Here is an 18,576-nt window from a genome sequence, read left to right as displayed (position 1 = left end):
AGCCCTGCAAATGAAGACCTTTTTTCATCCCGAACAGTTGCTGCATCATCCGCGCACGTACATGTCGCGCGGACAGATGCGCGCGCCGCAGGAAGTGCCCGAGCGCGCCGCGCGGCTCGTCGCGGCGGCGAAGTCGCTGGACTTCGATGTCGTCGAACCCGCCGATCACGGCACGGCCGCCATCGCTGCCGTGCACGACATGAACTATCTGCGCTTTCTCGAAGAAGGGCATCGCGAGTGGAAGCAGATGCCCGATGACTGGGGCGACGAAGTGATGTCGAACATCTTCGTGCGCGATCCGAATCCGTTGCGCGGCGTGCTCGCGAAGGCGGCGCGCTATCTCGCCGACGGCAGTTGTCCCGTCGGCGCGAATACCTGGCGCTCCGCTTACTGGTCGGCGCAGAGCGCGCTGGCGGCGGCTGCTGCCGTGAATGACGGCGCGCGCGAAACGTACGCGCTGTGCAGGCCGCCCGGCCATCACGCGCGTGCCGATGCGGCGGGCGGCTTCTGCTATCTGAACAACGCGGCGATTGCGGCGCAATCGTTGCGCAGCCGCTTCAAACGCGTCGCGATTCTCGATACCGACATGCACCATGGCCAGGGCGTGCAGGAGATTTTCTACGGACGCGACGACGTGTTGTACATCTCCATACACGGCGATCCGACGAACTTCTATCCCGTCGTCGCGGGTTATGAAGAAGAGCGCGGCGCGGGTGCGGGCGATGGCTTCAACGTGAATCTGCCGATGCCGCACGGTTCGTCGGAAGCCGTTTTCTTCGACAAGCTCGACGATGCGTTGCGCGTGCTGAAGCGTTTCGAACCCGATGCGCTCGTGCTCGCGCTGGGCTTCGATATTTACAAGGACGATCCGCAATCGCAGGTCGCGGTGACGACGCAAGGTTTCGGACGGCTCGGCGAAGCGATCGGTGCGTTGCGTCTGCCTTCCGTGATCGTGCAGGAAGGCGGCTATCACCTGGAGAGTCTCGAAGCGAATGCGCGTGCGTTCTTCGACGGCTTCATGGAGAAGCGCAGCGCTTGAGCGCCTGAATCAACACACAAAATGAAAACGGCCTCGCGACAAGTTGCGAGGCCGTTTTTCTTTGCGCTTCTGCTGAAGCTGGCTGGCAGCTTAGCCCGGCAGACGCGTCGACGACGCCGTTGCGCGGTTGTTCGAAGCGACGCCCGTGTCAGTCGGCAGCGCGGAGCCTTGCGCCTGCGCGACGAGGTTTTCGGCGGCAGGGCCGATCGCGTCGGTGAAGGTCTTCGGACGCACGCCGATGGCGAGCACCAGCACGGCCATTGCGCCGAGCAGCACGAACTCGCGGCGGCCCAGATCGCGCAGGCTCGATACACGCGTGTTCTTGATCGCGCCGAACATCACACGCTTGTACATCCACAGCGTGTACGCGGCACTGAGGATCAGCGTGAGCGCAGCCGTCGCGCCGACCCAGAAGTTGAAGCGGATCGCGCCCATCAGCACCAGGAATTCGCCGACAAAGCCCGACGTGCCCGGCAGACCGACGTTGGCCATCGAAAACAGCATCGCGAACGTGGCGAGCTTGGGCATCGAATTGGCGACGCCGCCGTAGGCGTCGATCGAGCCGTTCTTCGTGCGGTCGAACAGCATGCCCGTGCACAGCAGCATGGCGCCCGACACGATGCCGTACGACAGCATCTGCACCACCGCGCCTTCCGTGCCCATGCGGTCGAACGTGAACAGGCCGAGCGTGACGAGGCCCATGTGCGCGACAGCCGAGTACGCGAGCAGCTTGCGCATGTCGGTTTGAGCGAGCGCGAGCAGGCTGCCGTAGATCACCGCGACGAGCGACAGCGCGATCATGGCCGGTGCGAAGAAGTGGCAGGCGTCCGGGACGATGGGCAGCGCGAAGCGCAGCAGGCCGTAGCCGCCCATCTTCAGCATGCCGAGCAGCACGGCGGCGCCCGTCGGGCCGTCGGAGTGGACGTCAGGCAGCCACGTATGCACGGGCCACATCGGCACCTTCACCGAGAACGCGGCGAGGAAGCCGATGAACACCATCAGCTGCGGCGTGAAGTCGAGCTTGAGCGTGCGCCACGTGGCGATGTCGAACGTGTGCGCGTGCGCCCACAGATAGATCAGCGCGGCGAGCATCGCCAGCGAGCCGACCAGCGAAAAGAAGAAGAAGCGCACGGCCGCATAGACGCGGCGCTGTTCGCCCCACGTGCCGATCAGCAGGTACAGCGGGATCAGCGACGCTTCGAAGAACACGAAGAACAGCATGCCGTCGAGCGACGTGAACACGCCCTGCATGCAGCCCGACAGCAGCAGGAACGCGCCGTAGTACTGCGCGACGCGCGACGAGATCGATTCCCACGACGCGATCACGATGATCAGTGTGGTCACGGACGTCAGCACGGTGAACCACAGCGAGATGCCGTCGACGCCGAGGTGATACGAGATGCCGAACTCGGGCAGCCAGGCGAGCTGCTGCTCGAACTGCATGGTGGACAGCGAGGAGTCGAAGCCCGACACCAGCGGAATGACGGGCAGGATGCTGACGGCAGCGCCGATCAGCGCGAGCCAGCGCGTGCGGCTACGGGCATTGTCGGAGCCGCCGAGCAGCACGACGATACCGGCGACGATGGGGACCCAGATCAGGAGGTCGAGAACTGATGGGAGGTGCATTTGCTCTTTCGATGAAACGCCAGGACGCGAATAGCAGGCCCTCGCCCTCAAGGCGAAGGATCAAAAACCTTACATGGACATTTCGACGGCCGGCCCCTGAACGGAGCGGGACGATGCGCAGTCTTGCGCACGCGCGTAACCAAAACGCATGAGACGGTCAGGGTTAACGAGGATAACTCAAAATTATAATGTTGCGCTGCCACAAGTGCGATTTTTATTTATTGCGAAAGTCGATATTGACATTGCTGGGCGGGCCTGTGCAGTCGATTTGCGCTGCACAAAAAAGCGGCATTGAAACGTTGCCATTGGTCTGGCGCGACTATTTGCCCACCGGGGTTGCCCTGGATTTGCGCCATAGTTGTTCGCGATACGCTTAAGTCGCGAGGAGACGAATCCATGACCATGAGAAAAGTTTTTCACATCGCCGTTATCGCTGTTCTGGCTTATCTGGTCGCCGACCGCGCATTGCTGCATGCGCAGGCAAAAGAAGCCAGCACGTTCGCCTGCGCGCAAGGCGCGGAACAGGTGAAGCTGGATGCGCTCGGCCGGGGGTTTGGCGACGCTGCCGCAAGCAGTCAGGGCGAAGCGTTCAAGTCGGGATGTCTCGTGACGGGCCGTGGCCGTCCGATGGAGATGCTGGCGCGCAACTGATGCGCCGAAGGTGGGGCAGGGGAGCGTGCCGGCTGCACGATACGGCATGTGCAACCGGCACGGGGATGCGCGAAGGTTAACGCGACATCATGTTCATGCTGACGTTATGCATGACCCACAGCGTACCGCCGATCACGATAACAGCCGTCAACACGGTGAACGCGAACGCCGTGACGTTCCAGCGCTGGCCCGACGACGTGTTCATGTGCAGGAAGAACACCAGGTGCACGATGATCTGCACGAGGCCGAGACCGGCGATCGCGTAGAGCGCCTGCGTTCCCGTCAGCCAGCCTGCCAGCACCACGCCGAACGCGGCTGCCGTCAGGATGACGGACAGCACGAAACCGATCGTGTAGCTGCCGAAGCTGCCGTGGCTTTCGTCGCCGTGCGCCGAATGTGACGAGTGAGAATGGCTGCTCATTTAGATCACGCTCGCAAGATAGACAAACGAAAAGACACCGATCCAGACGATGTCCAGAAAGTGCCAGAAAAGGCTCAGGCACGTCAGACGTCGCAGTTCGCGCTCGCCCAGCTTCGGTGCGCGGATGACCTGAATCATCATCACGAGCATCCACACCAGACCCGACGTCACGTGCAGACCGTGCGTGCCGACCAGCGTGAAGAACGCCGACAGGAACGCGCTGCGGTCCGGACCTGCGCCGTCGGCGATCAGGTGCGAGAACTCGCGGATTTCCAGCACGACGAACGCCGCGCCGAGCACGAACGTCACGGCCAGCCACAAGAGCGTGGTGCTCTTGTTGTTCTTGTGCGCGCCGAGCATCGCAAAACCGTACGTGATACTCGAGAACAGCAGGATCGCCGTTTCGAGCGCAACGCCCGGGATTTCGAACAGGTCTTTACCGCTCGGACCGCCCGCGAACTGATGGCTCATGACTGCAAACGTCGCGAACAGCGCCGCGAACAGAATGCAGTCGGTCATCAGATACAGCCAGAAACCGAATACCGAGTTGGACGGTGCGTGCTCTGCATCGTGATGATGCGGGTCCGCAACAATAGCTTTTTGTAGCATCAGGCAATCTCCTCAGCTTCGGGCAGTTGCTTCGCGATCGTCGCGCCCGAACCCGCACCGTTGCGCTCTTCGATCAGTTGAACCGTATCGGCCGGGATGTAGTAGTCGATGTCGTTATCGAAGCTGCGTGCGATCCACGTACCGATCGCGCCAATGAACGCCGCGATAGCCAGCCACCAGATGTGCCACGTCAGCGCGAAGCCCAGCGCAAGGCTGAACACGCCGATGAAGAAGCCAGCGCTCGTGTTCGACGGCATGTGAATGTCGCGATACACGGGCGTTTCGACGTTGCCGCGTGCCTTCATGTCGTGGAATGCGTCCAGCTCATGCACGACGGGCAGCGTTGCGAAGTTGTAGATCTGCGGCGGCGAAGTCGTCGCCCATTCGAGCGTGCGGCCATTCCACGGATCGCCCGTCAGGTCGCGGTTTTCCGGCTTGTTGCGATCGCGGATCGACACGACGAGCTGCAGCAGCTGGCAGCCGATACCGATTGCGACCAGCACGGCGCCGAATTCGGCGACCAGCAGCCACGGATGCCATGCCGGGTTGTCGTAGTGATTCAGACGACGCGTCATGCCCATGAAGCCGAGCACGTACAGCGGCGTGAACGCAACCCAGAAGCCGATCTGCCAGAACCAGAACGCAGCCTTGCCGAGCTTCTCGTTCAGCTTGAAGCCGAACGCCTTCGGGAACCAGTAGTTCATGCCGGCGAGGTAGCCGAACAGCACGCCGCCGATGATCACGTTGTGGAAGTGAGCAATCAGGAACAGCGAGTTGTGCAGCACGAAGTCCGCGCCCGGAATCGCCATCATCACGCCCGTCATACCGCCGATCGTGAACGTGACCATGAAGCCGATCGTCCACAGCACAGGCGTCGTGAACTCGATGCGGCCCTTGTACATCGTGAACAGCCAGTTGAACACCTTCACGCCCGTCGGGACCGCGATGATCATCGTCGCAATACCGAAGAACGCGTTGACGTCGGCGCCCGAACCCATCGTGAAGAAGTGGTGCAGCCACACGAGGAACGACAGCACCATGATCGCGCAGGTCGCGTAGACCATCGTCTTGTAGCCGAACAGCGGCTTGCGCGAGAACGTCGAGATCACTTCCGAGAAGATGCCGAACGCAGGCAGGATCAGGATGTAGACCTCAGGGTGGCCCCATGCCCAGATCAGGTTCAGGTACAGCATCGCGTTGCCGCCGGCTTCGTTCGTGAAGAAGTGCATGCCGAGGTAACGGTCGAGACCGAGCAGCGCGAGCGTGACGGTCAGGATCGGGAACGCGGCCATGATCAGCACGTTCGTGCACAGGGCCGTCCACGTGAACACGGGCATCTTCATCAGCGTCATGCCCGGCGCGCGCATCTTGATGATCGTGACGAAGAAGTTCACGCCCGTCAGCAAGGTGCCGATACCGGAAAGCTGCAGCGACCACAGGTAGTAGTCGACACCGACGCCCGGACTGAACTGCAGTTCCGACAGCGGCGGATACGCGAGCCAGCCCGTTTGCGCGAATTCGCCGATCAGCAGCGAGATGTTGATCAGGATTGCGCTGATCGCCGTCATCCAGAACGACAGCGAGTTCAGGAACGGGAACGCGACGTCGCGTGCACCGATCTGCAGCGGCACGACCAGATTCATCAGGCCGACCATGAAGGCCATCGCCATGAAGAAGATCATGATGACGCCGTGCGCCGTGAAGATCTGATCGTAGTGGTGCGGCGGCAGATAGCCGGGCGCGTGATACGCGAGCGCGAGCTGCGTACGCATCATGATTGCGTCGGCGAAGCCGCGCAGAAGCATGATCATGGCCACGACGATGTACATCACGCCGAGTTTCTTGTGGTCGACCGACGTGAGCCACTCGGTCCACAGATACCGCCACTTGCCGAAATACGTGATCGCGCCGAGCACAGCCAGCGCGCCGAGAATCATCCCGGCGCCTGCGACCACGATGATGGGCTCGTGATACGGAATGTCCGCCAGGGTTAATTTACCGAACATGCTTACCCCTTGGTCCCGTTAGGTGCACAGTTCACGTCCTTCATGTTGTCGATGACGTGACCGTTGTTGTAGCGGGCTACGATGTTGTTGAAGAGCTTGGGATCGACCGACGAGAAGTACGACACAGCTGCCTTTTCTTCCGGCTTCGCGACTGCGTAATAGCGGTCCATGTCGAGGTGATCCGTCGACGCGCGCGCTTTCGCGACCCATGCGTTGAATTCTTCCGGCGATTCGGCCAGCGTGCGGAACTTCATGTCCGAGAAGCCCTTGCCGCTGAAGTTGGCCGACGTGCCTGCGTAATCGCCGGGTTCTTCAGCCAGCAGATGCAGACGCGTCTGCATGCCTGCCATCGCGTAGATCTGGCCGCCCAGTTGCGGGATGAAGAACGAGTTCATCACCGTGTCCGACGTGATGCGGAAATTCACCGGCGTACCCACGGGAATCGCCAGCTGGTTCACCGACGCGATGCCCAGATCCGGGTAAATGAACAGCCACTTCCAGTCGAGCGCGACGACTTCGACGTTGATCGGCTTCACGTCCGACTCGAGCGGCTTGTACGGGTCGAGCTCATGCGTGCTCTTCCACGTCAACACGGCGAGGAACAGAATGATCAGTGCGGGAATCGTCCAGACGGCGATTTCGATTGCCGTCGAATGCGACCAGTTCGGACGGTATTCGGCAGCCTTGTTCGACGCGCGATAGCGCCATGCGAACAGCAGCGTCAGGAAGATGACGGGAATCACGACGATCAGCATCGCCCACGTCGAGGTCGCGATCAGCGACTTCTCTGCGGCACCAATGGGGCCTTTCGGCGCGAGTAGATCCAGGTTATTACACCCCGATAGCAGGAACGCTGGGGCAATTGAGACGAGACCGGCAAGCCGGCCCGCGATTTTTTTCATCATCGCGGCCCTCTACAAAAACAAACGAACGAACGCATGCATTTCCTTGCTCCTTTTATAAGCGCTCGCATAATACGAAATGCACGTGTTGCAGTACAGCACTTTGATGCGAACGAACTATTGCGTGATCAAGGGTGAGACATAGTGTCGCAATGCCGCATCCGGGTTGGATTTCCGCGGGACGCAGGGGCGGGAAACGGCATTGAAAGGTAGTTGAAGGGCTTGGCAGGCATGCCGGATGCAAAAATCCGACATGTAAAAATGACTGCGGAGGACGGGATGGACGATCAATTCGACCTTCGGCGCTTCGTCGATGCTCAGGCACCTATTTATGCGCAGGCGCTAGCGGAATTGCAGGCGGGACGCAAGCAAAGCCACTGGATGTGGTACGTGTTTCCCCAGTTTCGGGGCCTCGGAGAGAGTCCGATGGCCCAAAAATTTGCTATCCAGTCACTCGACGAAGCTGTCTCATATTTGCAACATCCGGTGCTCGGCGCCCGCTTAAAAGAGGCCACGCGCGCAGTCAACGAAGTCGAAGGCCGGTCGATCGAGACCATCTTCGGCTACCCGGACTACCTGAAGTTCCGCTCGTCGATGACGCTGTTCTCGAAAGCCGCGCCCGACGAGCCGCTTTTCACCGACGCGCTCGCGAAATACTTCGGCGGCGCGGCGGACGAGAAAACGCTGGCGCTGCTGTAACGGCGGCGCGAAGCGCTGAGAGCCAGTCGCCAACAGGCGGCCCCTGATAAGCGATTCTTAAGGATCGCGCGACCAGAATGAGCGGTCACGAAGCCCATCGCGAGGCTTCGATACAAGACGGGGCCCCACATGATTGCGATTTACGCGGCACTTAAAACGGCCGGTCTGCGCCCGACCTCCAGTCGGGCCGCTGTACTGAGGCTCTTTCACGAACTACCGCACGAGCATTTCACCGCCGATCAGGTGTATCGCAAGCTGTCGCGCGAACCCGAGCCTTGCAGTCTCGCGAGCGTCTATCGGGCGCTCGCGCAGTTGCACGAGGCGGATCTCATCACGAGCGCATCGTTGGGCGATGCGCGCATCGTCTATGAGCTCAATCGCGGTCAGCGTCACTACCATCTCGTCTGCAGCCGCTGTGGCCGCATTCAGGATGCGTACGATCCCGGCCTCGAACAGCAGCAGGCCAGAATCGCCGCCGATCACCACTTCCACTACACGAGCTCCAGTCTCGTGATCTTCGGCCGCTGCGAGAATTGCGACGCCTTGCCTGCCGCGACGACGCGGCGCGTGGGCGCGAGTTGACGGACGTACATCGAGCAGAAACGCCTTGGGGCGCGTTAAGCTGCGGGTTTGAACAATCGCGGCGATTGACGGAGACATGACGCCATGCGTTTGCTGCTGGTGGAAGATGACGAAATGATCGGCGAGCCCGTCCTCGATACGATGCGCGGCGCGGGCTATGCGATCGACTGGGCGCGTGACGGACGCGAAGCCGAGCTGTCTCTGGCGCACGATGTCTACGATCTGGTGCTGCTCGATCTGGGCCTGCCGAAAGCCGACGGCATCGACGTGCTCAACCGTTACCGGCGGCGCGGCGGCGGCGCGCCCGTGATCATTCTCACTGCGCGCGACGCCGTCGAAAACCGTATCGCCGGACTCGATGCCGGCGCTGACGATTACCTCGTCAAACCCTTCGATCTCGACGAACTTGCTGCGCGCGTGCGCGCGCTGTTGCGCCGTCGCACGGGACAGACCAATCCCGTCTACGCGCATGGCGATCTCACCTTGAACCCCGTCACGCACGAAGCCACGCTGAAGGGCGACACGCTCGCGCTCGTGCCGCGCGAATTCAGTCTGCTGCAAGCCCTGATCGAAGAGCCGATGCGCGTGTTCACGCGCACCGAACTCGAAGAGAAACTGTACGGCTGGGGCGAGGAAGTGGGCAGCAATACGATCGAAGTCCATGTACACAGCCTGCGGCGCAAGATCGGCGCCGAGCAGATCGTGACCGTGCGCGGCGTCGGCTATCGGCTCAAACGCGCCGTATGACGTCGATCCGGCGCTGGTTGCTGGGCTGGCTGATCGCCGGGCTCGCGGTCGCGGCGTTGGTCGCGGCGTACGGGATCTTCTACACGGCGCAGATGGAAGCCACCGAGCTGTTCGATTATGAATTGCGCACGGTGGCGCTCTCCGTGCCCGCGACCATCGCCGGTACGAACGGCTTCACGCAGCGCGGGCCGGACTTCGAAGGGCTCGCCGACGACCGTCTGTTCATCGAGGTATGGGACGGCACGGGCCGCAGCGTGTACCGGTCGCTTCCCGACATCGACGTGCCGCGTTTTCCGCCGGGTCTGCGCACGATCGAATACGACGAGTATCACTGGCGCATCTTCGGCGTGCAGGAAGGCGACCGCTTCGTGCAGGCGGCGCAGCCGATATCCGTGCGCGAGGATCTTGCGCGTCACCTCGCGTTGCGCACGCTGTGGCCGCTCGCGTTGTTCCTTCCCGCGATCGTGCTGATCGTGCTGTTCGTGGTCGGTCGCGGTCTCGCGCCGATGCGCGGCATCTCGCGGGCGCTCGCCACACGTTCGTTCGATTCGCTCGAACCGTTGCGGTTCGAAGGCACGTTGCCCGTCGAAATGCAGCCGCTCGTCGATGCACTCAACGATCTGCTGCATCGGCTGAATGAGGCGTCGCAATCGCAGCGCACGTTCGTCGGCGATGCCGCACATGAGTTGCGTTCGCCGCTCGCCGCGTTGAAGCTGCAATTGCAGGCGGCGGAGCGCGATGGATCGCTGGTCGGCAACAAGCAGACCTTCGAGCGCATTGAAGGACGCCTGAACCGGCTGATCCACCTCGTGCATCAACTGCTGACGATGGCGCGCGAAGACGCGCAACGCAGCGCGCATTTCGAGCCGGTGAGCCTGCGCCGACTATGCGAGCGCGCGGTGGCCGACTTTTCGATGCTCGCGGAGGCGAGACAGATCGACCTCGGGCTCGAGTTCATTCCTTCGTGCGGCGCGGACGATACGTACAAGGTCAACGCCGAGCCGAACGGCATCGAAGTGCTGCTCAACAATCTGATCGATAACGCGATCCGCTACACGCCGCACGGCGGCAAAGTGGATGTGATCCTTACGCGCAGCGGCGACGAGGTCAGCATCTGCGTGTCGGACAGCGGTCCCGGTGTGCCGGAGTCGGAGCGCGAGCGCGTGTTCGACCGCTTCTATCGCAGCGCGGGCAACAAGGAACACGGCAGCGGTCTCGGACTCGCGATCGCGTCGAAGATTGCGCAGCGACATCACGCGACACTCAGCATGAGCGACAACGAAAACGGTGTCGGGCTGCGCATTACGCTAGCGGGCCTGCGCGTCGAATAGCGGTACAACGCAAACACGCACAACCTCCCCATCGTCCTGCATTTTTCGCCGCGTGCGCTTAGCGAATGCTTAACGCACGCGATGAAATTTTTCTTCTCTCGACGGTTATCAAAATCGTAATCGCACGGTCAGTGTGAGGTCACGGCCGCCCCACGAAAATGATTTCATCGGTTCCACCAGCTTCGTCGTTCGAACGGATGACGTATGAAAGCGGAAGCCGATCGATCCATGTTTCGACCAGGAGAACACCGTGAAGAAATCGATCTGTTTGATGATGGGCGCAGTGGCCTGTTGCGTCGCGATGAGCGCTTCGGCGCAAAGCGTATCGACGGGCAAGACGCGCGCGCAAGTGCGTGCCGAACTCGTGCAGGCGCAACGCCAAGGCGTCGTGCCTGCACCGAAACACGACTATCCGCCGAGCGCCGAGGAAGTGCAGCGCAACGCCGAACTCTATGCGATCCAGCATGGCGGCGACAACACACGTACCGCGATGCAATGACGTGCAATCAGGCGGCGCGCTCAGCGAAACGTCAGCACGAAACGTGTGCCGTGCGCGTCGCTTTCGGCGTGTACGGTGCCGCCATGCAGATCCATGATCGTGCGCACGATTGCAAGGCCCAGCCCCGTCGAACCCGGCGAGCCTTGCGGCGACCCGGACGACGGCAACGAACTGCGTGACGGATCGACGCGATAGAAGCGATCAAAGATCCGTTCGAGATGTTCGGGCGCAATCGGCTCGCCTTCATTCGACACGGTGATGTGCACGGCGTCGTCGACTTCATGCGCGTCGAGCACGATTTCCTTGTCGCGCGGCGTGTAGCGCAACGCGTTCGCCAGAAGGTTGCTGACTGCGCGGCGAAAGAGTTCGAGATCGGCAGTGAGCATCGCGGAGCCTGTGACGCGCATGCGCACGCCCGCATCTTCCGCGACGCCTTCGAAGTACTCGCCGATCCGCGTCAGTTCCTGCACGGCATCGAACACGCGCATGTGCTTGACGAACTGCGGATGCTCCGCGCGCGCGAGAAACAGCACGTTCTCGATCATGCGCGACAGACGTTCGCACTCTTCGAGATTCGATGCGAGCAGCGCTTCGTATTCGTCGGCGGAACGCGGACGTGCCAGCGCGACTTCCGTTGCGCCGCGCATGTTGCCGAGCGGCGTGCGCATGTCGTGCGCGAGATCGGCGGTGAAGCGCGACATCTGCTTGAAACCGTGGTCCATGCGTTCGAGCATCGCGTTGAGCGTCGTCACCAGCGTTTCGAGTTCGCGCGGCACGCTCTTCACGGCGATGCGTGTGTGTAGCCGGTTCACGGTGACTTCCGCGGCGCTGGCGGCGATGTCGTGCACGGGCCGCATCGCTGCGCGAATCAGCAGATAGCTGAGCACGGTCGTCAGCAGCACGCCGATGATGCCCTAGATCTTCAGCGTGTCTCGGTAGTGATCGAGCAACTCATAGCGGTCGCTCATGTTGCGTGCGATCAGAATGCTGACCATTTCGCCGCCGCGCAGCTTGACGTCGGTGGCGACGCCGCGTATCGGTGCGCCCGTCCTGTTCTTCCATTCGACGATTGCGTCTTGCGTGATGCGGTCCGTTGCGGGCACGCGCTGAATCGAGCGGCCGGCCGCCAGCAGCGAGTTGTCGTTTTCGGCGACGGGCGTGCCGAGCGTGCTTTCCAGATTGTGCTCGATTGCCAGTTGTCCGTTGGGATCGAACACTTCCATCGATAGGCCCGGATTGCCGAGCACGATGCTCGTGATCCGGTCGCCATGCTCGCGAATGCCGCGCGACGTATCGATCTCCTGCGCGAGCCGCCGCGCGTGACGCGCCGACAGCACGATGCTCATGTCGTCCTGAGCGCTGATCTGCTGTTCGAGCGCGCGATAGAGAAAATTACCCACCAGCACGAACACGACGAGCGTCGTTGCGCCGAATGCGAGTGCGAGCGTGGTGGTGATCGAGCGGCCGCGCATCAAGCCGCGTCCTTGATTTCGAGCACGTAGCCCACGCCGCGAACCGTGTGAATCAGCTTGACGGGAAAGTTGTCGTCGACCTTGCTGCGCAGGCGTCGAATTGCGACTTCGACCACGTTCGTATCGCTGTCGAAGTTCATGTCCCACACATACGAAGCGATTTGCGTGCGGCTCAGCACTTCGCCGTGGCGGCGCGCGAGCAATTGCAGCAGCGAGAATTCGCGTGGCGTGAGATCGATGCGCGTCGTGCCGCGCTTCACGCGACGTCGGTTGATATCCATCTCGAGGTCGCCGATGCGGATCAGTTCGCTCTCGCGCGGCGGCCCGCGACGCGCGAGCGTGCGCACACGTGCGAGCAGTTCGACGAAGGCAAAGGGCTTGACGAGGTAATCGTCGGCGCCGAGTTCGAGGCCGCGCACGCGGTCGTTCACGTCGTCGCGCGCGGTGAGAAAGAGCACAGGCGTGGTGCGCGTCGCGCGCAGCGTCTTCACGACGGTCCAGCCGTCCATCCACGGCAGCATCACGTCGAGAATGATGACGTCGTAGTCTTCCTCTTGCGCGAGGATAAGGCCATGCGAGCCGTCGTTCGCCACTTCGACCGAATAACCGGACTCTTCGAGTCCTTTCTTCAGATACGCCGCTGTTTTGGGCTCGTCCTCTATGACCAGGATTCGCATCGTTGTGCTCCGCTTCGCTTGCTGCTGATTGACGTTTCAATCATACCGGCATGGGTGCGGGGGCTGATTACATTTCGGTAATGTTGCGCGGCGTCGTGCGAATAAAAAAAGCGCCCCACAAGGGGGCGCTCAACTACCTCAAACACAACCACTGCGAGAAACCGATCAGTTCGTATTCGGCCGCCATTTGAGCAGCCGCTGCTCGACGGCAGTCAGCAGATAATCTGCGGCCAGCGCAACGACAGCCAGCACGATCATCGCGGCAAACACGCCGCTCGCGTTGAACGCGCCCTGCGCCGTCGAGATCAGCAGACCAATGCCTTGCTTCGATCCGAGAAACTCGCCGACCACCGCGCCCACCAGCGCAAAGCCGAAGCTCACATGCAGACTCGCGAGAATCCAGCTCAGCGCCGAAGGAATCACGACAGACGTCGTCACCTGTCTGCGCGACGCACCGAGAATCTGCGCATTCGCGATCATGTAGCGGTCCGCTTCGCGCACGCCCTGGAACGCATTCGCGAACACGACGAAGAACACCATCACGACAGCGAGCGCCACTTTCGACGCCATGCCAAGACCGAGCGCAATCACGAACACCGAGCCGAGCACGACGCGCGGAATCGAATTGGCGATCTTGATGTAAAGACTGAACACGTCGGAAAGCAGCTTGTTGCGGCCGAGCACGATGCCACAGAACACGCCCGCCACCGAGCCGATGATGAAGCCGAGACCCGTCTCTTCGAGCGTGACCCACACCTGCGTCAGCAGCGGCCCTTGCGACGTGCCGTTCACGAACCAGTCGACGATCTGTTCGAAGATCAGCGAAGGCATCGAAAAGAAGAACGGGTCGATCCACTTCATGCGCGCCGACACTTCCCAGCCGCCCAGCACGAGCACGAGCACGGCGATGCGCAGCCCGATCACGAGCGCATTGCGTTGACGGATGCGCTTCTGCGCAATCCGTTCGACCTGTGCAAGCGAAGTCGGATCGAGCCCGGCAGGCATCATCTGTTGAGGCGTAGTAGACATTCGGTAAAGCTCCTGCCGTAAATGATTTAACCGATCTGCACTTCTTCGCGCAGGTCGTGCCAGATATCGCGCGAAATTTCGATGAAGCGCGGGTCGTAGCGGATTTCCGACGTGACGCGCGGACGCGGCAGATCGATCTCGTAGACCTTCTTCAACGTCGCGGGCCGCGCCGTCAGCACGAACACGCGATCCGCGAGCGCAATCGCTTCCTCGAGATCGTGTGTGACAAACACGACGGAGCCCGCATTGCCCGACCACAGTTGCAGCAGTTCATCCTGCATCAGCGTGCGCGTCTGCATGTCGAGCGCCGAGAACGGCTCGTCCATCAACAAAATTTCCGGCTTGTTGATGAAGGTCTGCGCGAGCGCGACGCGCTTCCTCATGCCGCCCGACAACTGATGCGGATAGTGCTTGCCGAACTTGTCGAGCCCGACACGGCGCAGCCATTCGTTTGCCTCGTCGTAGGCGGCCGATTTCGAGCGGCCGCGATACAGCGGACCCGCCGCCACGTTGTCCAGCACCGAGCGCCACGGAAACACGGCATCGGCCTGAAACACGAAGCCGATGCGCGGATCGATGCCGTCGACGGGCGCGCCCATCACGCGCACTTCACCTGTCGTCGGCTTGAGCAGGCCCGTGATCATGCTGAGCGTCGTGGACTTGCCGCAGCCCGTCGGTCCGACGACGGCGACGAACTCGCCCTTCGCGACCGACATGCTGAAGTCGCGCAACGCGATGGTCGCCTTGCCGTCGGGTGAAATGAAGCGGCACGATACGTTGCGCAACTCGATCGCGGGTGCGCCGTGCGGCCTGGTTTGATTCATCGCGTGCTGCCTCTTTCGTTGCGAAAAGTGTTTAAGAGCCGTCGATGCCGCTTATTTCGATGCCGTCGCGACTGCCGACACGTACTCGTTCGAATACGTCTTCGCGAGATCGATATGCTTGCCCTTCACGGACGGATTGAACGACGCGAGCACCTTCAGCACAGTCTCGGGACCATCGGCGGGCATCTTGCCGTCCTTCGTGAACATCGGCAGCGATGACTTCAGCGCAGCGACGTACAGATCCTTGTTGCTGCCGTAGTAGTCCTTCGGCATCTTCGCGGCGATCTCTTCCGCGCTGTGCGTCGCGATGAAGTTCAGCGTCTTCGCGAACGCGTGCGAGAGCTTCGTGGCGTCCGCCTTGTGCGATTCGGCCCATGCGCGCTGCACGTAGAAGCTCGACGCCGGATACGTGCCGCCAAGCGCCGCGCGCGTGCCTTCGAGCGTGCGCATGTCGACCAGCACCTTCGCGTCGCCCATCTTCAGCAGTTGCGAGACGGTCGGCTCGGTGGTCATGCCGGCATCGATGCGTTCCTGCTTGATCGCGGCGATGAAGCTGTTGTCGGCGCCGACGGGCAGCAGCGTGTATTGCGTCGACGGAATGCCGGCGCGTTGCGCGAGGTATTGCGTGAGGAAACTCGTCGACGAGCCGAGGCCCGTCACGCCGAGCGTCTTGCCTTTGACATCGGCCATGCTCTTGAGCGTCGCGGATGCCTTCGTCGACACCATTTCGACTTCGCCCGGCACCTGACCGAAGATCACGAGCGCCTGCACTTCCTTGCCCTTGCTCTGAAGATCGATCGTGTGATCGTAGAAGCCGACCACGCCTTGCACGGCGCCTGCCAGCAGTTCGTTTTCTGCATCGACGCCCGCAGGTTGAGAAAGGATCTCAACATCGAGGCCTTCGTCCTTGAAGTAGCCGAGCTGTTCCGTCAGCTTCGCGGGCAGGTAGATGATCTTGGCGGCGCCGCCGACCATGATCGAGATTTTTTCTGCGTGAGCGGCGGTGGAGCCGGCGGCGAGGGCGAAGGCGAGTCCCGATACGGCGGCGATCTGGCGGATGGTACGCATCATCAGTCTCCTTTAATGAGGCGCCACCCCGTTCGACGCGGCGCCATTTTTGAATGAGTGCGGCGATTATAGAAAGCTCAAACCTTCTGCCAGCTTTCGGCGGCGACAGCAAAACATGGGTGTTAACCCGATGCTTAACAGAGCATCGCGTCGACATACAATCGCGCGGCAATGCTGAACGAACGCCTTTCATGCCTATCGCTTACCGATGAAGCTGCTGTTGATCGAAGACAATCCGACGCTGTCGCACTGGCTCGCGCGCATGCTGGAGCAGGATGCGTTCGTGCTCGATGCCGTGCAGGACGGCGAAGCCGCCGACCAGCTGCTGCGCACGAATCGTTACGACGTCGTGCTGCTCGACCTGAATCTGCCGCGGCTGTCGGGCAAGAACGTGCTGCGCCGGCTGCGTCAGCGCGGGGACGCGACGCCCGTGATGATCCTCACGGCGAGCGGTTCGATCGATGAAAAAGTCGAACTGCTGGGCGCGGGCGCCGACGACTATCTGGTGAAGCCTTTCGAAGTGCGCGAACTGGTCGCGCGCGTGAAGGTGATGATCCGGCGGCAGACGGCGTCGACGGCAAACGAGGTGTCGTGCGGCGATCTCGTGTTCGACATCGACACGCGTCAGTTCACGCTGAAGGGCGTGCCGCTGAACGTGACGCCGCGCGAGCGCAGCGTGCTCGAAACGCTGATTCTTCGCATGGGCAAGACGGTGTCGAAGGCGGCGCTAATGGACTCGATCTTCACGCACGACGATCAACCGAGCGAAGACGCGCTCGAAATCTACGTGTCGCGGTTGCGCAAGAAACTCGATGGAAGCTCGGCGGCTATCGTCACGCTGCGCGGGCTCGGTTATCTGCTGCGCAAGAAGGACGACGTCGAATGACGGGCAGTCTGCGCATCCGCTTGTTGTGGTGGCTGCTGGTGCCGCTCGCGATCTACGTGTTCGTGACGGGCAAGGCCGAATACGACAACGCGCGGCGCACCGCCGATCTCGTGCAGGACAACACGCTGCTGTCGTCGGCGCGCATGATTGCGGGCGAAGTGGAATGGGCGGACGGCATGTTGCGCGTCGACATTCCGCCTGCCGCGCTCGAAATTTTCGCGTCGCCGTATGGCGATCAGGTGTTCTACAACGTGAGCGTCGACGATGACCGATTGCTCGCGGGCGTGCCCGATTTTCCGTTGAGCGCGAAGGCGTCGGCTTCGGCCACTCACGATTCGCCCACCTATTACGACGCCGATCTGCACGGCAGATCGATACGCGCGATCGGCTACGTGCGTCGCATGTACGACAACGGCGCGACGCGGCGCGTGCTGGTGTCGGTCGGCAAGACGCAGGCGTCGCGCGATGCGATGGTGCGCGAACTGTGGCGTCCGCAACTGGTGCGTCAGCTTGAAATGATGCTGCTCGCCGTCGCGCTCGCGTGCATCGGTCTCACGTTCGAATTGCGTCCGCTGCTGAAAGTGAAGAGCGAAGTGATGGACCGCGATCCGATGCAACTGGAGCCGTTGCGTGTCGATCGTCTGCATACGGAGCTTCGGCCCATCGTCGATGCGATCAATCAGTGCATTGCACGGCTCGGCGTGCAGGTCGCGGTGCAACGGCGCTTCATCGCAGATGCCGCGCATCAGCTGCGCACGCCGCTCACACTGCTCGATACGCAATTGCAATACGCGCGGCAGCATCGTGAGCTTGAGCCGTCGCTTGGCGAAGCGCTTGCAGCCATGCAGCGCAGCAATCGCTCGATGGTCGGGCTCACCAACAAGCTGCTGCTGCTCGCGCAAGCGGAAGCCGCCGACTACACGCAGCTTGCGAATCAGCCGGTGGATCTCGCATCGATTGCGAAGGACGTCATCGAGGATCTCGCGCTGTTTGCGCAGAAACGCGACATCGATCTGGGCGCCGAACTCGAAGCATCCGCGTGGATGACCGGGCACGAAGGTTTGCTGTCCGCGCTGGTGTCGAACCTCGCGGAGAACGCGATCCGCTACACGCAGCGAGGCGGACACGTGACGGTCGCCGTGCGCGGCGACGCGGCGCGCGTCGTGCTGAGCGTCACCGACGACGGCCCCGGCATCCCCGCCGAAGCGCGCAGCCGCGTGTTCGAGCCGTTCTACCGCGCATCCGCCGATACGGAAGGCACGGGCCTCGGCCTCGCGATCGCGCGTGAAATCGTGCAGGCGCATCGCGGCGAGATCGCGCTCGTAACGGGCGAAGGCGAGGCGCGCGGGCTGACCGTGAAAGTCACGTTCGTCGCGGCATCGACGGATGCTGCATGACGCCGCACAGCGTCTATGATTGATCTGGCAATACATGGGCGATGGCGCGGTCGACACTCTCAACGTCGCGCAACGAGAACTTCGCGCCCATTCCATTTTGCATCGTGCTCT

Annotated in this window: 18 protein-coding genes and 1 pseudogene; 9 read left to right on the top strand and 10 right to left on the bottom strand. The window is 61.9% G+C overall.

The features are described 5' to 3' along the window. Positions 1–10 precede the first annotated feature (10 nt). On the top strand, positions 11–1,039 hold the full coding sequence (locus QEN71_RS15370; protein ID WP_201648647.1) for a histone deacetylase family protein: 1,029 nt from the start codon (positions 11–13) through the stop codon (positions 1,037–1,039). Positions 1,040–1,129: 90 nt separating this feature from the next. Here the strand turns inward: QEN71_RS15370 and QEN71_RS15365 are convergent, their stop codons facing one another. Continuing rightward, complete coding sequence (locus QEN71_RS15365; protein WP_201648648.1) at positions 1,130–2,665, bottom strand: complex I subunit 4 family protein; 1,536 nt, start codon at positions 2,663–2,665, stop codon at positions 1,130–1,132. A 402-nt stretch (positions 2,666–3,067) separates the two neighbouring features. Here QEN71_RS15365 and QEN71_RS15360 point away from each other — a divergent pair, with 402 nt between their 5' ends. Continuing rightward, on the top strand, positions 3,068–3,316 hold the full coding sequence (locus QEN71_RS15360; protein ID WP_201648686.1) for a hypothetical protein: 249 nt from the start codon (positions 3,068–3,070) through the stop codon (positions 3,314–3,316). A 76-nt stretch (positions 3,317–3,392) separates the two neighbouring features. On the opposite strand, the gene cyoD is transcribed toward QEN71_RS15360, so the two are convergent. The 4 genes from cyoD to cyoA are packed head-to-tail and all read right to left on the bottom strand — an operon-like array spanning position 3,393 to position 7,257. Then, positions 3,393–3,737 (bottom strand): cytochrome o ubiquinol oxidase subunit IV, encoded by a 345-nt coding sequence (gene cyoD / locus QEN71_RS15355; protein WP_028363654.1) that lies wholly within the window; start codon positions 3,735–3,737, stop codon positions 3,393–3,395. Then, entirely contained in the window at positions 3,738–4,346 is a 609-nt protein-coding gene (cyoC, locus tag QEN71_RS15350; RefSeq protein WP_201648649.1) for a cytochrome o ubiquinol oxidase subunit III, read from the bottom strand. Then, a complete protein-coding gene (cyoB, locus tag QEN71_RS15345; protein WP_201648650.1) occupies positions 4,346–6,352 on the bottom strand; it encodes a cytochrome o ubiquinol oxidase subunit I in 2,007 nt (668 codons plus the stop codon). The genes cyoC and cyoB overlap by 1 nt, the downstream gene beginning before the upstream one ends. A 2-nt stretch (positions 6,353–6,354) precedes the next feature. After that, the gene (cyoA, locus tag QEN71_RS15340; protein ID WP_201648651.1) at positions 6,355–7,257 is read right to left on the bottom strand and encodes a ubiquinol oxidase subunit II; all 903 of its coding nucleotides are present in this window, start codon (positions 7,255–7,257) and stop codon (positions 6,355–6,357) included. Positions 7,258–7,533: 276 nt separating this feature from the next. Here cyoA and QEN71_RS15335 point away from each other — a divergent pair, with 276 nt between their 5' ends. From QEN71_RS15335 to QEN71_RS15315, 5 genes are all read left to right on the top strand, one after another. Then, on the top strand, positions 7,534–7,953 hold the full coding sequence (locus tag QEN71_RS15335) for a DUF1810 domain-containing protein (protein ID WP_201648652.1): 420 nt from the start codon (positions 7,534–7,536) through the stop codon (positions 7,951–7,953). 129 nt (positions 7,954–8,082) lie between these two features. After that, complete coding sequence (locus QEN71_RS15330; protein ID WP_201648653.1) at positions 8,083–8,535, top strand: Fur family transcriptional regulator; 453 nt, start codon at positions 8,083–8,085, stop codon at positions 8,533–8,535. Between the two features lie 84 nt (positions 8,536–8,619). Further along, positions 8,620–9,282, top strand: coding sequence for a response regulator (locus QEN71_RS15325; RefSeq protein ID WP_201648654.1), 663 nt, complete (start codon positions 8,620–8,622; stop codon positions 9,280–9,282). Next, entirely contained in the window at positions 9,279–10,613 is a 1,335-nt protein-coding gene (locus QEN71_RS15320) for a sensor histidine kinase (RefSeq protein ID WP_201648655.1), read from the top strand. The genes QEN71_RS15325 and QEN71_RS15320 overlap by 4 nt, the downstream gene beginning before the upstream one ends. Positions 10,614–10,863: 250 nt before the next feature. Further along, on the top strand, positions 10,864–11,112 hold the full coding sequence (locus QEN71_RS15315; protein WP_342965337.1) for a DUF4148 domain-containing protein: 249 nt from the start codon (positions 10,864–10,866) through the stop codon (positions 11,110–11,112). A gap of 20 nt (positions 11,113–11,132) precedes the next feature. Here the strand turns inward: QEN71_RS15315 and QEN71_RS15310 are convergent. From QEN71_RS15310 to QEN71_RS15290, 5 genes and pseudogenes are all read right to left on the bottom strand, one after another. Then, positions 11,133–12,584, bottom strand: a pseudogene (locus QEN71_RS15310) (heavy metal sensor histidine kinase). Then, positions 12,584–13,261: a heavy metal response regulator transcription factor gene (locus QEN71_RS15305; RefSeq protein ID WP_201648656.1), complete on the bottom strand. Its 678-nt coding sequence runs from the start codon at positions 13,259–13,261 to the stop codon at positions 12,584–12,586. Before QEN71_RS15305 ends, QEN71_RS15310 begins: the two are co-directional and overlap by 1 nt. A 165-nt stretch (positions 13,262–13,426) precedes the next feature. After that, positions 13,427–14,290: an ABC transporter permease gene (locus tag QEN71_RS15300; RefSeq protein WP_201648657.1), complete on the bottom strand. Its 864-nt coding sequence runs from the start codon at positions 14,288–14,290 to the stop codon at positions 13,427–13,429. A gap of 26 nt (positions 14,291–14,316) precedes the next feature. Next, complete coding sequence (locus tag QEN71_RS15295) at positions 14,317–15,114, bottom strand: ABC transporter ATP-binding protein (RefSeq protein WP_028363642.1); 798 nt, start codon at positions 15,112–15,114, stop codon at positions 14,317–14,319. 51 nt (positions 15,115–15,165) lie between these two features. Further along, positions 15,166–16,182: an ABC transporter substrate-binding protein gene (locus QEN71_RS15290; RefSeq protein ID WP_201648688.1), complete on the bottom strand. Its 1,017-nt coding sequence runs from the start codon at positions 16,180–16,182 to the stop codon at positions 15,166–15,168. Between the two features lie 208 nt (positions 16,183–16,390). Here QEN71_RS15290 and QEN71_RS15285 point away from each other — a divergent pair, with 208 nt between their 5' ends. Then, entirely contained in the window at positions 16,391–17,068 is a 678-nt protein-coding gene (locus QEN71_RS15285) for a response regulator (protein ID WP_201648658.1), read from the top strand. After that, a complete protein-coding gene (locus tag QEN71_RS15280; RefSeq protein ID WP_201648659.1) occupies positions 17,065–18,465 on the top strand; it encodes a sensor histidine kinase in 1,401 nt (466 codons plus the stop codon). The genes QEN71_RS15285 and QEN71_RS15280 overlap by 4 nt, the downstream gene beginning before the upstream one ends. Positions 18,466–18,576 lie beyond the last annotated feature (111 nt).

This window comes from Paraburkholderia sabiae (assembly GCF_030412785.1).
Taxonomy (GTDB): domain Bacteria; phylum Pseudomonadota; class Gammaproteobacteria; order Burkholderiales; family Burkholderiaceae; genus Paraburkholderia; species Paraburkholderia sabiae.
This window is presented reverse-complemented; position numbering and strand designations above follow the sequence as displayed.